Origin of the sequence: Rothia nasimurium, from assembly GCF_049068285.1 — a bacterium.
GTDB lineage: Bacteria > Actinomycetota > Actinomycetes > Actinomycetales > Micrococcaceae > Rothia > Rothia nasimurium_I.
The window spans coordinates 40,490-55,631 of sequence record NZ_JBLKPV010000007.1 but is presented as its reverse complement, the minus strand read 5'-3'; the positions used below and the strand labels follow the sequence as shown (position 1 = coordinate 55,631).

Annotated in this window: 14 protein-coding genes; 2 read left to right on the top strand and 12 right to left on the bottom strand. The window is 55.7% G+C overall.

What is annotated here, in order from left to right; genetic code table 11:
- Positions 1 to 24: 24 nt before the first annotated feature.
- A complete protein-coding gene (locus tag ACMXX3_RS07410; protein WP_421084093.1) occupies positions 25 to 1,140 on the top strand; it encodes an SPFH domain-containing protein in 1,116 nt (371 codons plus the stop codon).
- A gap of 97 nt (positions 1,141 to 1,237) precedes the next feature.
- Positions 1,238 to 1,576 carry an RNA polymerase-binding protein RbpA gene (locus tag ACMXX3_RS07405; RefSeq protein WP_421084092.1) on the top strand — a complete coding sequence of 113 codons (339 nt, stop codon included), beginning with the start codon at positions 1,238 to 1,240 and terminating at the stop codon, positions 1,574 to 1,576.
- Positions 1,577 to 1,722: 146 nt separating this feature from the next.
- On the opposite strand, the gene ACMXX3_RS07400 is transcribed toward ACMXX3_RS07405, so the two are convergent.
- From ACMXX3_RS07400 to dop, 12 genes are all read right to left on the bottom strand, one after another.
- Positions 1,723 to 2,457 (bottom strand): polyprenol monophosphomannose synthase, encoded by a 735-nt coding sequence (locus ACMXX3_RS07400; protein ID WP_421084091.1) that lies wholly within the window; start codon positions 2,455 to 2,457, stop codon positions 1,723 to 1,725.
- A gap of 89 nt (positions 2,458 to 2,546) precedes the next feature.
- Complete coding sequence (locus ACMXX3_RS07395; protein ID WP_421084090.1) at positions 2,547 to 3,590, bottom strand: hypothetical protein; 1,044 nt, start codon at positions 3,588 to 3,590, stop codon at positions 2,547 to 2,549.
- Positions 3,591 to 3,619: 29 nt separating this feature from the next.
- The gene (locus ACMXX3_RS07390) at positions 3,620 to 6,451 is read right to left on the bottom strand and encodes a DEAD/DEAH box helicase (RefSeq protein ID WP_421084089.1); all 2,832 of its coding nucleotides are present in this window, start codon (positions 6,449 to 6,451) and stop codon (positions 3,620 to 3,622) included.
- Positions 6,452 to 6,579: 128 nt separating this feature from the next.
- Entirely contained in the window at positions 6,580 to 7,431 is an 852-nt protein-coding gene (gene tatC / locus ACMXX3_RS07385) for a twin-arginine translocase subunit TatC (RefSeq protein ID WP_421084088.1), read from the bottom strand.
- Positions 7,432 to 7,529: 98 nt separating this feature from the next.
- Positions 7,530 to 7,778 carry a Sec-independent protein translocase subunit TatA gene (tatA, locus tag ACMXX3_RS07380; protein WP_421084087.1) on the bottom strand — a complete coding sequence of 83 codons (249 nt, stop codon included), beginning with the start codon at positions 7,776 to 7,778 and terminating at the stop codon, positions 7,530 to 7,532.
- A 5-nt stretch (positions 7,779 to 7,783) separates the two neighbouring features.
- Positions 7,784 to 8,089, bottom strand: coding sequence for a hypothetical protein (locus ACMXX3_RS07375; RefSeq protein WP_421084086.1), 306 nt, complete (start codon positions 8,087 to 8,089; stop codon positions 7,784 to 7,786).
- Between the two features lie 99 nt (positions 8,090 to 8,188).
- Entirely contained in the window at positions 8,189 to 10,153 is a 1,965-nt protein-coding gene (locus ACMXX3_RS07370) for a helix-turn-helix transcriptional regulator (protein ID WP_421084085.1), read from the bottom strand.
- Between the two features lie 71 nt (positions 10,154 to 10,224).
- Positions 10,225 to 10,626 carry an FKBP-type peptidyl-prolyl cis-trans isomerase gene (locus ACMXX3_RS07365; protein WP_421084084.1) on the bottom strand — a complete coding sequence of 134 codons (402 nt, stop codon included), beginning with the start codon at positions 10,624 to 10,626 and terminating at the stop codon, positions 10,225 to 10,227.
- A 31-nt stretch (positions 10,627 to 10,657) separates the two neighbouring features.
- Positions 10,658 to 11,707 (bottom strand): FKBP-type peptidyl-prolyl cis-trans isomerase, encoded by a 1,050-nt coding sequence (locus tag ACMXX3_RS07360; RefSeq protein WP_421084083.1) that lies wholly within the window; start codon positions 11,705 to 11,707, stop codon positions 10,658 to 10,660.
- A 121-nt stretch (positions 11,708 to 11,828) separates the two neighbouring features.
- Positions 11,829 to 13,268: a Pup--protein ligase gene (gene pafA / locus ACMXX3_RS07355; protein ID WP_421084082.1), complete on the bottom strand. Its 1,440-nt coding sequence runs from the start codon at positions 13,266 to 13,268 to the stop codon at positions 11,829 to 11,831.
- A 45-nt stretch (positions 13,269 to 13,313) separates the two neighbouring features.
- Complete coding sequence (locus ACMXX3_RS07350; protein ID WP_421084081.1) at positions 13,314 to 13,511, bottom strand: ubiquitin-like protein Pup; 198 nt, start codon at positions 13,509 to 13,511, stop codon at positions 13,314 to 13,316.
- A 41-nt stretch (positions 13,512 to 13,552) separates the two neighbouring features.
- Positions 13,553 to 15,142, bottom strand: coding sequence for a depupylase/deamidase Dop (gene dop, locus ACMXX3_RS07345; RefSeq protein ID WP_421084080.1), 1,590 nt, complete (start codon positions 15,140 to 15,142; stop codon positions 13,553 to 13,555).

Sequence of the window (15,142 nt, the reverse complement as noted above, 5' to 3'; positions counted from 1 at the left end):
ACACCAACCAAAGTAGGTCGAAACATGAGCGCGTCATCCCTCACTACTTCTATCATCCTTCTAGCCCTCGTAGCCCTCGTGCTGATAATCCTTCTCAAATCAGTACGAATCATCCCTCAGGCCCGCGCCGGCATTGTTGAGAGGCTCGGTAAATACCACACCACTCTCAATCCCGGCTTCCACGTCACAGTCCCCTTTATCGACCGCGTCCTACCCCTCATTGACCTGCGCGAACAGGTCGTTTCCTTCCCTTCCCAGTCAGTGATTACTGAAGATAACCTGGTCGTTGGGATTGATACTGTCGTCTATTTCCAGGTCACCGATCCCAAAGCTGCGACCTATGAAATCACCAATTACATTCATGCGGTTGACGAGCTAACCAGCGCTACCCTGCGCAACGTCGTCGGTGGTCTCAACCTTGAGCAAACCTTGACCTCCCGCGACCAGATTAATACTGAACTGCGTGGTGTTCTCGACTCCACCACCGGTCGTTGGGGTATCCGGGTTTCCCGCGTTGATATCAAAGAGATTCAGCCTCCCCACTCCATCCAAGATTCCATGGAAAAGCAGATGCGGGCTGAACGCGACCGCCGTGCTGCGATTCTGACTGCAGAGGGCCAGAAACAATCCCAGATTCTTACTGCTGAAGGTGATTCGCGGGCAGCTATCCTGAGGGCAGAAGGCGAAAAGCAGTCCCAGATTCTGACCGCTGAAGGTGACGCCAAGGCAGCTATCCTTCGGGCGGACGGTGAAGCCCAAGCCATCCAGAAGGTCTTCCACGCTATTCATGCCTCCAACCCCAGCCAGAAGCTCCTGACCTACCAGTACCTCCAGACCCTGCCTAAACTGGCAGAGGGCGATGCCAATAAGCTCTGGTTCATCCCCACAGAACTGGGAGATGCGCTTCGCGGCCTTGGGAATGCATTTACCCCTGCTAACCTAGGCCCCACAGCAGCAGATCTTGAGTCTGAAACAAACCCTACTCCCCCAGCCTCACCCCTGGTCGATACTCCGGTCATCAAGGTCACCGAAGATGATCTCAACCCCAACCTGGACAAGCTCAACAGTGGTGTCGAAATCCCTCAAGATCCCGCCACAGAATCTGCAGGTTCAGCTGAAAGCACCACCCAGGGCCTGTAGAGGCAGGGCTGAACAGGCTATAATGGGTATTTAGTCTTCTCGTAACCAGGTCAGCCTTGCTTACGAACCAGCACATCACCGTTTTTGGAGGAATAAAATGAGCGATCGCAGCCTGCGCGGTATGCGCCTAGGTTCCCAGTCCATGGAAACTGAATCAGGCGTCGAACCGGCTCCCCGTCAGCGCGTCGAATACCGTACCGAAGACGGCGAACGTGTTTTTGTCACCTTCTCCCAGGAAGCTGAGATTCCCGCAACCTGGACTGCCAAATCAGGTAAGGAAGCCTACCTCGTCTCAGGCGACGGTAAGGTAGAAGAAAATGCAGATAAGCCTGTTCGTACCCACTGGGATATGCTGCTTGAGCGTCGTAGTGTAGAGGAACTTGAAGAAACCCTGCAACAGAGACTAGAAATCTATCGAGAGCGTCACGCCCTCTAACCATATGCATCAAGCCCACCGGTTATACCGGTGGGCTTGATACTTTTCAGGGTCCTAGAGCCCCATTATTTGCCCGCCCTAGTAGGGCTTGCTTTGACGTGTGGCTCCCCTACCGGCAAGCCGGTGGGCACCAATAAACTGTTGGCTTAGCGCTTAATCAGCTTTTTGACGGTTTCCACCCGTGAAGCTAGGCCCCAACGGGTTACCTTGCTCATGGAATCAAAGATGATGTTGCCATCCATCTTGGAGGCCCCAATTTCACGTTCAACAAAGGTAATTGGAACTTCTACAATCTTGAGTCCAGCCTGTTCAGAACGCCAGGCCAAATCCACCTGGAATACGTAACCCTTTGAGTCAATGCCTTCGAGGTTCAGGCGCTGGAGGGCGTCCCGGGTGTAGGCCCGGTAGCCTGCGGTGATGTCCTTGATTTTGGTCCCAAGAATGAGGCGGGTGTAAAGATTTGCCCCGCGGGAGAGAATCTGACGGTGAACCGGCCAGTTCTTGGTCTTGCCACCTGGAACGTAGCGGGATCCGATCGCCAGGTCAGCCCCGCCCTCAATGCCCTGGATGAGTAAGGGTAGTTGCTCCGGCTGGTGGGAGCAATCTGCGTCCATTTCCACCAAAACGTCGTAGCCCTGGGTCAGGCCCCAGTCGAAGCCAGCCAGATAGGCACCTCCAAGACCGTCTTTAACGGTTCGGTGAAGAACATTGATGTTGGAGTCAGCGGCAGCCATTTCATCGGCAAGCTGACCGGTGCCGTCGGGGCTGTTGTCATCGACCACCAGGATGTGGCTTTCAGGGACGGCCTTGCGCAGGCGTTCTACGACGATGGGAAGGTTTTCCTTTTCGTTGTAGGTAGGAATGACGGTCAGGATACGCATTAGGCCTCCTAGAAGTGGCTCACGGGCTGGTGGTTGGACCAGTCTCCCATTATATAACCTTGCTGGAAAACATGTTGGCTAGGTTGGCCTCAAGCAACTGCAAGACCGTCCCGGTAAAGGCCCAGGAGGTGAGGACGGGGAACATCGGCTGAGAGCACAGGAAGCAAGGGAGTACGAGCCCGGGGGTCAGTAGACCAGGCAGAGATGCGAGAATCAGGGGTTTGCACCATGAGCTCAGTAATTTCCCACAGAGCCAGGTGGGCCGGGGCACCGGGGACGATCTGACCGGTAAAGGGGTTAGATGCCCCTGCCGCCCGGTAAACAGCCCGGGTCATAGATTGGAAGGCTGACCTGGCCGAGACAGCAAGGTCAGGATTCTCAGGGTTAACAGCCATGTTGACAAGCTCCCAGCCCAGGGCTTGAGGGGATCCAAGGGGGTCAGAGCCCAAGGTTACCGATGCACCTGCGGCCAAAGCCCGCCCAAATGCTTCACCCGATGATTCAAAATCAGAGCTAAAGCCCAGGCTGACTTGGAGGTCTTTTGCCATCTGTAGATGCTCATCAGTGAGGGTGAAAAGGCCATCCAGGCGGGGGCTAATACGGACCCGGGTGAGCTGCTCTACAGAGGCCAGACGGGTCAGGTACTCCCCCACCTGGGTCTTCTCTTCAAAAACCCCCACCAGGCTCAAGCGGTGCTTTTCTAAGAAAGAAAGGAGGCTGTCAGTGACCTGTACAGTATCAGTCACATACACACCACCTACCTGCTGATCTGGCCCAAGGCTGAGTTCAAGAGAATCTGCAGGCAGATAGTAAACAGCAGAAACTGCCGTGTGAGTAGGCAGGGTGCTGGAAGGTTCAACCAACATGAGGTGGGCAGAGCCGTAACCAGCTGCCGCCAGGGAATCAAGGAGGGCAGGAGCGTCCTCACTGGTCGAGCTGGCAGCCGCCAGGGCAAAGCTGGGTGCAACAAGAGCCCCCTCCAGCTCAGTGAGCTTCATGCTGTCGTCCACAATAGAGCGGGCACCGGCGACCTGGCCAACCCACTCCACCAGCCCCTCATTGACTACAAGAGCAGTTGCGAAGGGATCTGCAGGGCTATAAACAGACCCGTCAAGTAATACATGGGCAGGCACCGGCGCCTTCCTTTCTGTCGAGAAACATACTAAAACTGGTGGGCAACAACGCCGCGTCGAATCAGATTAATTGCGGCTTCGCACTGGGTCCGCAACTGCGGATCTGTTGCGGAAACATGAGCTATCTGGTCCAGAGAATCAATGACCTGCTTCGTCCAGCGCACAAAGTCACCCGCAGCCATATCAGTTGACTCCAAAGCTTGGGCTAGGGTCTTACCCCGAGCCCATAGATACATGGGCCAGACCATGCCGAAATCCGGTGAATCAGTCTGGGGTAGATGATGCATTTTCTCAGCATCATTGAGCTTGTTCCAATGTTTGAGCATCGTCATGAGCGCAGGCTCAACACCCCGGCCAGGATACTTGGACAAAAGGCCCAGTTCGTCCCGTTTAGCCTCATAAACCAGAGCCGAGACAACAGCAGCTGTAGAGGCAGGATCAAGGCCTTCCAGGAAACCATCCTCCAGGCACAGGGAGGTCAGCAGGTCCTTTTCCCCATACACCCGGCGCAGGGAGGCCCCCTTGCTCGTCAAGACGCGCGACCCGTCAACAGTATCAACATAACCGTAGGAGGCCAGCAGGTTAGTGATCCGTTCAAATACCTGGGCAATAGTGTTCGTGCGGCGTTCAATCTGACGACGCAGACCGTCCGTCTCACGAGACAGTTTATGCCAGCGTTCAGCCCAGCGGGCATGGTTTTCCCGATCCGAACACCCGTGACAGGGGTGCTGGCGCAGGGCCTTCCGCAATTGCTCAATCGTGCCCTCGTCCCCGCGCTCGCGTTCATTAAAGTACTTCTTCTGCGATCCGGCTCGGGCTGGCAAGCCCTGATACAGGGCTTCCCGCATCCGAGAGGCCATGTCCCGGCGGTCCTTCGGGGTCTTGCCCGTGAACTTCTTGGACACCTTAATTTTTGAAATGGGCAGGACGGGGCCGTCCAGGTCGCGGGGATCTAGCCGGCGAATCTGGGCTGCCAGGGTCAAAATTGAAGGCCGAGGGTCGTCCAGAGAGGTAGCTGGGGCAAGGACAAGAGCAGGGCCAGCATTGCGGCCCCGAGGAATCTCGATGATATCGCCCGGCAGGAGGTCAAGGAGGGAGGCGAGAGCCTGGGACTGGCGAAGGCGACTCCGTCCCTTCTCGGCCTTCTTTTCGAGATCGCTCAGTTCCCTGCGAAGCCTTGCGTATTCCGTAAAGTCTCCCAGGTGACAGCTCATCGCTTCTTCAAAACCCGCCAGTGCTTTTTCATTCTTGCGGACCCGGGAGGCCACGCCTACCACAGATTTATCAGCCTGGTACTGGGCGAAAGAGCTTTCCAGAATCTTCTTGGTACGCTCAGTACCAAACTGGGCTATGAGATTAGCGCTCATATTGTAGGTTGGCTTGAAAGATGAGTTGAGAGGGTAGGTTCGTTTGGAGGCCAAGCCAGCCACCTGCTGGGGTTCAAGACCGGGCCGCCACATCACCACAGCGTGGCCCTCCACGTCAATCCCGCGCCGGCCAGCCCGTCCGGTCAGCTGCGTGTACTCCCCCGGCGTGATATCCACATGGGACTCGCCGTTGAATTTGGTGAGTTTCTCTAAAACCACTGATCGGGCAGGCATATTGATACCGAGTGCCAGGGTCTCGGTTGCAAAAACCATGCGAATCAGACCCTCAGAAAAGAGGGTTTCAACAACTTCTTTAAAAACTGGCAGCAGACCAGCATGGTGGGCTGCTACCCCGCGCACCAGGCCTTCACGCCACTCGTAGAACCCCAGAACTGAAAGGTCCCGGGTCTCCAAGGACGCAGTCGCCTCAGCAATGTAGGCCCTAATCGTTTGGGCCTCAGCGTCGGTCGTCAGACGAACATCGGCATCAATACACTGGGAAACGGCAGCGTCACAGCCAACCCTGGAGAAAATAAAACAGATGCCAGGAAGCAGGCCTGCCTTATCCAGGGAACGGATCATTTCAGGGCGGCTGATCCGCTGGGGTCGAACCGGGGCAGCCGAATCAGAATAATCCCGGTGCCGGTCACGTCCTTTGTCGAACCCCTGGGAACGGGACCTCTTCCCCTTCCCCAGCCGGGAAAAAGACTTGCCCTGTGGCCCCCTGGCCGGGCGGGGTCGGCGTCCTACCTTAATCAATTCGGGGTTAACCTCGGGCATTTCTGAGGACGCAGCTGCATCTTCTACCGTCGTATCGCCGGCAAAAAGGTCCATGAGGTGCTTACCCACCATGACGTGCTGCCACAGGGGCACCGGGCGGTGCTCAGACACGATGATGTCAGTAGACCCACGCACGGTGTCGAGCCACGCACCAAACTCTTCTGCATTAGAAATAGTGGCTGACAGGGCAACCACCGCCACATGTTCAGGCAGGTGGATAATGCATTCTTCCCACACAGCCCCGCGGGACCGGTCAGCTAGATAATGCACTTCATCCATGACGACAAAGCCCAGGTTATTCAGGGTTGCAGATTCTGCATACAGCATGTTTCGAAGCACCTCGGTAGTCATCACAACCACGGGGGCTTCGGAATTGATAGAGGTGTCACCGGTCAGCAGTCCAACGGCTTCCTCACCGTAGGCTGCTACTAGGTCGTTGTACTTCTGGTTGCTCAGGGCCTTAATCGGAGTGGTGTAAAAAGCCTTCTTGCCCTGGCTCAGGGCAAGATAAATCGCGAACTCACCCACTATGGTCTTACCGGCACCGGTTGGGGCGGCGACCAGCACACCCCGTCCTTGCTCAACCCGGCTACAGGCTTGCCACTGAAAATCATCCAGGTCAAAGCCAAGGGTCTGCTCAAACCGGTACAGAGCTGTCTTCGACCGGGCGGCACGCTCCTTGGCGTGCAAATACTGTTCAGCGTAACTAGCCATAGTACCTATCTTAGGCGTTTCACCCAACCTCTACCGACCTGATGCCTGCTTTTCGTTTACGCGCGAACATGCAGGTTTCCTCACAAGAAAACCCCCGCACCGTTGAAGCTGCGAGGGTACTTGTTGCCTTATGAGGTTCGGCCGAGGCGATCCAGTTCTTCCAGGGAGGTTGCCCGGTTGAGTTCTTCTTCGCTGAGGCCCTTTTCCAGCTTGGCCCGACGTCGTGCCCGACGCTTGTCGTTCAGCAAAGAAATACCAATAGCGGTAAAGAAGAAGAACAGAAGCGGAACCATCAAATAGACCATGGACATGATTTCACCGCCAGGAGCCGCCATAGCAGAAATGATAGCTACAATCAGCACCACCCAACGCCAAGACTTCAGCATCGCCTTGCCACTAATGAGGCCGATAAAGTTCAGGCCAACCAGCAAGACCGGCAAGACGAAAGCGATACCAAAAGCCAGCATGAACTTGACCACGAAGCTGATGTAAACATCTGCAGTCAGCAGGTTGGTTGCCCCATTGGGGCTGAACTGAGTCAAGGTTGCAATAGCTGTAGGTAAGAGCCACCAAGCCAAACCAGTGCCCAGCAGGAACATGGGAAGGGCAGTAAAGGTAAAGCCCAGGGTATAAAGCTTTTCCCGCTTATAGAGGGCGGGGGTAATGAAGGCCCACAGCTGGTAGATCCACACAGGGCTAGCAATGACCAAACCGATATAGAGGGAAATCCGAATCATCTGGTCAAAAGGTGAGATGGCAGTGGAGTAGTTGAGGGCTGCTGTTCGCCCCTCTTCTGTGTTCAGGGCATAGACCGGGGCACTGATGGCCTCCATGAACGGCTCATACAAGAAAAAACCACCGATAGCACAAATTACTGTTGCTACCGTCGCTTTGATGAGGCGGTTGCGGAATTCTCGAAAGTGCTCACTGAGGGCCATTGAGGCCTGTGGATTTTTCTTTCGGCTGGTTGTTTTAGCCATCGCTGCCTTCTGTTGAAACTCAGAGAGCCCGCAAACCCGTACCTTAGTCAGCAAGGTACGGGTTGGGCTGATAACTCACGAACGCTCTGGGTGAAACCTTAGTTCTGGGTACCCTTGTTCTGGTCAGGGTTGTTGATAACCTCACCTGACACTACGTTGTCCTGAGACTGAGCTGCTGATTCAGCAGTGTTGTTCTTCTGGCTGTCGCTCTTCAGACCATCTACCTCAGACTTGAAGATACGCATGGACTGACCGAGGCTACGGGCCATACCGGGAAGCTTGGGGGCACCAAAGAGGAGAATGACGATGACGACGAGGACGACCCAGTGCCAACCTTGAATGTTCATGTGTGTCACCTTTCTTGGAGACGTTTAAGGTCTCCGACGAGTTGGGGCTGACCGAGTTCTTCACGACGCTGGGCGCGGCGCCTGGATCGGTCGAGCGTTCGAGTGTATTTGCCCTGAATGTAGTCTGTATAGGCTTCACTGACCGGGGTGAAGACCGCCGGTGGGCGGGGCTCTTCAAGAGGTTTGAGGACTGCTGCTTGGCTCAGGGAATCATTAATCGTTGCTTCCCAGGCTGTTGCCGCATCCAAGCTACCCATGAAGGAGCGGAATACCCGATACAGTAGCCAGGCTAGTAGGCAGAGGGAACTCACAAGGAGTACGCTCCACAGGACTATCCAAAACCACCAAGGCATAGACCCCATTATATAGGGAAGTGCTCTCACTTCTTGACCGAAGCCCCTACCGACAATTTATCTACTCTGGTCGGGGCCTGCAATGGGTGGCAAGGAAAGCAGGTTTAATAGTTTGGGGACGAGGGTGGTAGGCTGCAGGATTCTGACGGTTGGTCCGAGCCTCACCAGCAGACTCAGTGCCCAGTCCTCATTGGCTAAGGGTATCCGGTAGAAGTGCCATCCTCTTACCTGGGCTGTCTCAGTAGAGTAACGGCGTAATTGCAGGTCAGCTACTTCCCTCGTAGAACTGGGCAGAGACATATCAAGTGCCAGCACTAAGAGCTGGCTGGGGTGGCGGCCGGATTTGAGGTCGGCAAGCCAGGTGTCAGTTGTAGTGGGGCTCGTAGGATGGACACTAAACTCAGCCCCTTCACACAAGGTCATATTTTCAATAGACTCCAGGGCAAAATGCCGATAGTCCTGGGCCTTCCGGCACCAAGCAAGTACATACTGGGGGCCATTATTCAGGATGAGCTTGAGGGGTTCAATCACCCTTTCCGTTCTTCCGGTCCTTGAGCGGTAGGTGATGAGCAGGGGAACCTTGTGGTGTAAGGCCTGACTAAGAACCGGATCCAAATCGGGCGGTGCGACGGTAACCCGGTTGGGCTGGACTGCCTGCCCGCCCTCTTGCCCTAAAGAATCCCAAAGTTTCGGACGAAGCAGGCTGCCGATTCCCAGGCCGTGGATACTTTCAATAAGGTCAAGAGCCAAACTCAGAATGAGAGCTTCAAGGACAGTTAGTTTTACCCCAGCTGCCAGGGCTGTTTCGCTGTCCACCTCCACAAAATCGTCCTCATCTATCGTGAGGTTAAGAGATTCGAAACCCACACTTGCTGCCAGCCCTTCGAGTTGGATTCTCGCTTTAGCTGGACTTGTTTCAAAAAGTGTTGCAAGTTCCGTCAGGTCCATCCCGCCTGCTTTTTGGACGACTGTGACCATCATCAGCAGCCTAATCAGCTGATCAGAAGCGCTCTCCCGGGACCGTTGCGGGGCGACAGACTTCCAGATGGAGCGTCCTGCCGGGATCTCACAGGTAACAGGAGCCCTGTGCCAGGATGTCAAAACCTGGCGCAAGCGAACCTCGGCCTCCAAGGCTGCGTCCTGATAGCCAGATTCAACCCCAGCAGGAAGGGAATCGAGATCAGCCAGGCAGTGAGTTTTGCCGCTGGCAATAGCCTTCAGCACTGATTCCTCAAGGCTGAAGCTAGGATTGATAGAGACCGGCTCTCCCCCGGCTCCAGGCAGCGAATCATCGTTTCCGTGCTGGGGAACCGTTGCCAACACTGGCACCGAGTGAGGTTCAAGATTAGCCAGAGAATGAGCCATAGAATAGCCCTCTGGGGCAGCAGGACCCTCAGCAGTAACCAGGCTGAGACCCACCATCCGGTCCAGCCGGAAAAGACGAGCAGCCTTCTTGCTCCTATCCCAGCCTTCGATATACCAGTGGCCAAATCGCATGCCAAGCCCCCAGACCGTCACGGTACGGGGCTCCTGATCTTCTGACCGGTAGCGAAATCTCAAAGCCTTACCATCGGCTACAGCAGTCAGGCACTCAGCCAAGCCAACCCTATCAACAAACCGGGCTGAAAGGGCTGGCCCCCTTGCAGCTCGCGGCCGTCCAGCCTCTAGCTTCATAAGGGCAGACCGGGCTGTTCTTTCTAGCTCCGTCCCGTCCCAGGCCCTTGCTGCGGTCGCCAAAAAAGCTAGGTCGGCAGCAGAGAAATCCTGACTACGCCCCCGGGAAATATCCAGGCGGTAGACGAAACCAGCGTCCTCATAGGGAACACGTTCCGCTTCTAAATCAAGGCCGAGGGCCCGCAGCACCTGCTTATCACGCTCAAACATGCGTTCAAAGGCGCTATCGCTTCCAGCCTCCTCATAGCCAGGTACCCGATAGCGAATCTCATCCCGGGTCAGCCCCAAGCGATTTCCTGAAAGGACATCAAGGAGGCAAATGGCACGTTCAACTGCTTTGCTAGTCACATACATAAAGATAGCCCCCGATTCAAAAGAACCGGGGGCTCAACACTTCAGCTATAAACTGAACGTCGGTATTATCGCTTTACTACATCAACAAGATCAACAACGAAGATCAAGGATTCGTTAGGGCCGATGGCAGCTCCTGCACCGCGGGAACCGTAAGCCATCTCGCTGGGGATTTCCAGACGACGGCGGCCGCCCACCTTCATACCGAGCAGGCCTTGGTCCCAACCCTGGATGACCATGCCGACACCCACCTGGAAACGCAGGGGTTCACCACGTCCCCAGGATGAATCGAACTCTTCGCCAGTTGAAAAGGCAACACCGACATAGTGGGCTGAAACGGTGTCACCGGCTTCGACAGTCTCACCAGCGCCTTCAATCTCGTCAATGATGATGAGTTCTTCGGGAACACCGCCCTCAGGGAAATCAATCTCAGGCTTGCTACGATCGAGCTTACGCTGACCAAATGACATGGTTACTCCTTAGAGAAATGAGGGATGAGACTTACTGGTTGGCGGTTTCAGAAGCTTCTGCGGTTGCATCTGCTGAAGCATCAGCATTAGCGGAAGCTGAAGCGTCTGCAGAAGCCGAGGGATCAGCAGTGGCTTCAGGGGCAGTACGTTCGGGCGAGGTCGCAAGAATATCTACAACAAAGACCAGTGCGCCTGCAGGCTGGCCGGTTTCACCGGTATCTTCACCGTAGGCCATTTCGCTAGGAATCTGAATCAGAACACGGGAACCAACGGTCTTACCTTCAAGGCCCTTCTGCCAGCCCTCAATCACGCTATTGAGCTTGAAGTTAATGGGGGATGAACCAAAGTTACCGTCGAACTGTTCGCCGTCTGACCACTTCACACCAACGTAGTTAACGTAAACAGTGTCAGTCGCTGCTACTACAGCCCCATCGCCCTTAATCATTTCTTCAGACTTGAGCTCGGTGGGAGCATCGCCGCGGTCATCAGCCAGGGTCAGGGTTGCAGGTGAACCCTCAGGAGCTGAGAATTCCTTCAGAGCAGGAGATGACAGGTTGGTATCCTCACCAGTAGCTTCCTTGAGGAGCTTACCGGTGACGGTGTAAACCTCAAGATTGGTTGCAGTACCGGCAGAGACGGTCGGTGTTGCTTCAGCAGTTGAGGTTGACTGGGCATCAATGTTGGTGGAGTAAGAGAAAGATACACCGACCTTGGAGCCCTTCAGCAGCTCATACAGTTCAGGAGCTGCAGCCTTCAGCTGCTCACCGACAGGGATAATCATGGGGGCTTCGGTGTAGGTTGAAGCCACAGAGGTCAGATCCTCACCGCTGAAGACGGTTGCATCAACCAGCAGATTGTCGCCGTCCTCGATAGCTTCACCCTGGCCGTCCTCAATCTTGTAGGCCTCGGTACCGGATGCAGCGAAGGGGGTCTCAGCGGCAACGGAAGGCTGGGCGGTAGCGCCATTCAGGTTGTATTCGACATCGGACAGCTTGCTACCGGAGCTGGAACCACCACAGGCGCTCAGAACCAGTGCGAGGATCGCGGCGCTGGAGGCAAAATATACTGACTTCTTCTTCACAAAAATCACTTTCGTTGGAGTGCGCCAACCGTGCGGCGCTTGTCTTCACCGGCTCAATACTAGCCGATATAACTGGGTAGGAGCTGGTAATGCCCTGTATGACTCTCGCTAACTCACGATATTAGATAAAGGGCAACTGACGGGCAGGTGAGCTATCAGAAGTCAAGCCAACCTGGGCAAACAGGGCATCCACCTGGTCGCTGGCTGTAGCGAAAGGATCCTTACACATGACAGTCAGGTGGGGGTAATTATTCAGTTTGAGGTGGACCCAATCCACAGTAAAAGGCTCACCGGCAGCCCGGGCAGCTTGGATAAAGTTACCCCGAATTGAAGCACGAGTACTCGGTGGAGTCACTGTTGCTTCAGCGATTTCCTCGGGGGTCACTAGCTTTTTGACAAGACCCTTCTTGGCTAGGAGGTTAAAGACTCCCCGGTCAGGGTCAATGTCGTGGTAGGCAAGGTCCAGCTGTTGAATTTTGACGTCGTCGTAACCGCTTGCCCCCCGGGCTATCACCGTATCGAGAAGTTTCTTCTTGATTGCCCAGTCAATTTCAGTATCAATCAGGGAGGTATCCCCGCTTTCAACAGCGTCTAGGGCCCTGCCCCATAGGTCCAGCACATAGGCAACGTCCTGGTGGTGTTCCCCTTTCTCTCCCACAAATTTTTCTGCAGCCTGGTGGAAGTGCCTTTGCAGGGTCAGGGCATTGGTTTCTGTGCCGTCAGCAAGCAGGAAAGGAGCTGTACCTGTCAGATCGTGGGAGATCACCCGCAGGGCGGTTGCGGTGTCCTTGATCTCAAAGTTAGCAAGAGGGTAAAAATCCTCCAGCATTCGGAGCACCAGGTCGGTTGCCCCCAGTTTCAGCAGGGTGGTTGCCTGAGACATGTTGGAATCGCCATTGATGACGTGCATCCGGCGGTAGAGGCTAGCGTCCGCGTGGGGCTCATCCCGGGTGTTGATAATAGGACGGGCCCGGGTCGTTGCTGTGGATGAGCCTTCCCAAATATAGTCAGCCCGCTGGGAGAAGGAAAAACTGGGCTGGCCAGCAGTGGCCAGTTTGCGGCCGGCCCACTCCGGCGGGCCGTCAGCATGGACCTTACCGGCACCCACCACAATTTGGCGGGAGATAAGGAAGGGAATCAGGGACCGCACCAGGCGGGAGAACTCCACCTTACGTTCTAGCATGTAGTTTTCGTGGGAGCCAAAGGAGTTACCCGCTGAATCTACATTGTTTTTGAAGAGGAAAATCTGGCCGTCGTAGCCTTCACTGTCCAAATGGTCCTGGGCTTGGTTGACCAGGTCGTTCAGCAGCTGCTCCCCCGCCTTATCTTGCAAGAGGGCATCGCGGATTGAGGCGGTTTCTGCCGTGGCGTATTCAGGGTGGGATCCCACATCCAGGTACAGGCGGCCCCCGTTCGGCAGGAAGACATTGGTGGAACGCCAGGTATCAACGACGGGCTTAAAGAGTTTACGGGCTGCCTCTTCAGGCCCGAGCGGGCCAAGGCCCGTGGGGATATAGCGGATGCCAAATTCAGTTTCGACTCCGAAGATTCTGCGTTCCATCGCGTCATTCTTTCTGCTTTTGAGGTGGACCGGGTGGTGGGAAGGCTACTGGCCGCCCTTTTGGACGAAACCCTTGACGAAGTCTTCTGCGTTTTCTTCTAGGACGCCGTCAATTTCAGCAAGAAGGTCGTCGAGGTCTGATACTGCCTGCTGGTTGACCTCAGCGCTCTGGGTCTTTAGGGTTACTTCTTCAACCTGCTGGCCTGCAATCAGCTGGGTGTCTTGGCGTTGGATACGTTCCATGAGGGTTCCTTTCGAGAGTTGGGTGAAGGGGCGGACGGGCTTTACCCGGCTAAGAGGGTTATAAGCTGGTCCGCATGGTCAAGGGTCAGGAGGTGTTCGACGTCCTTGGCGGTGAAGCGGGTGGGTTCATCCAGGTTCAGGCGGTGGACGTCGACGGAGAGGGGGTTTCGTACGGCCAGGGTGTCCCAGTTAGCGGAGACGACTTCGTCCGGCCAGGTAGTGATGAGTTTGCCGCGGAGGAAGGCCCGGGTATCGCGGGGAGGTTCGGCGGCAGCCTGGGCGATTTCTTCGGGGGTAAAGAGGGTCTGCATCCGGCCCAGGGCAACCAGCTTGTGGTAAATACCCTTGCCGGGGCGGACGTCTGAATACTGAAGGTCGATAGCTGCAAGTTTGGGGTCTGACCAGCTCAGCCCCTGAGCAACGTAGGATCTCATCAGGGCATATTTTGCGACCCAGTCCAGACGGTCTGCCAGGCTCAAAGGATTGCTGGCAAGAGCTTCCAGGGTCTGATCCCAGAGAACCAGGATTTCCGTGGTTGCCTCGTCTGCCTCGTGTTCCAGTTCCCTGGCTGCCTCCAGGTATGCCCGCTGAATCTCCAGCGCGGTCATGCTCCCTCCCCCGGCCAGGGGGAGCTTTTCGGCCAGTGAAAGGTCATGGCTCACGGTGTGCATGGCTGCCACAGGATCAGCCAGCCGGATGCGCGGTGCAACCTTGGCCTCAATGAGGTTGAGTACCAGGGACATGGTGCCAAACTTCAAAAGATTTGAAGTATGTGACAGGTTGGCGTCCCCCGAAATGACATGCAGGCGGCGATACTTGTCAGAGTCAGCATGGGGTTCATCGCGGGTATTGACCATGGGCCGCCGGATAGTCGTCTCCAATCCCACGGTTCGTTCAAAGAAATCAGCCCGCTGGGAAATCTGGAAGCCAGCCTGCTCCCCTGCCCGGCCGAGCCCCACCCGTCCTGCCCCCACCATAATCTGCCGGGTAGCAAAGAAGGGCAAGAGGGCAAGGGTCAAGTATTCAAAATCAACCGAACGAGGCAGCAGGTAGTTCTCATGGGACCCGTAAGACTGGCCTTTCCCGTCCGTATTGTTCTTATACAGATTGACCGGGTGCATGGCAGAAGAACCACTTGTGGTGACCTGCTCAATGGTTTCAACGGTAGTTGCGGCGATATGGTCACCAGCAGCATCCCAGAGGACGGCGTCACGCGGGTTAGTCACCTCGGGCGAGGAGTATTCCGGGTGGGCGTGGTCAACATATAGGCGGGCCCCGTTGGGCAGAATCGAATTCATGGTCACAGCGTCCCAGTCGATGCGTTCGGCAAACTGGCCGGCTTCACTCAGGGCCTCAGCAGCTATATCTTCACTGGTCAGGACGGTCGCGGAATCGGTTAGCTGGGACGGGTGGGCCTGTGCCCGGGGCATGTCGAAACCCCGGGCATCGCTGAGCGGGCTTTCTGACCTATACTCCCACTCGGTCTGCAACCGGGCTGAAAGCTGCTGCTTGAAGAGGGTGTCATAGGTATTGACAACAAAAGCTGAGAGAACTGTCGGGTTAGCTGAGGGCTTATCCGGTGCGAAGACCCCGTATTCAGTTTCGGCCCCCATAATGCGTCGAACGGTCAC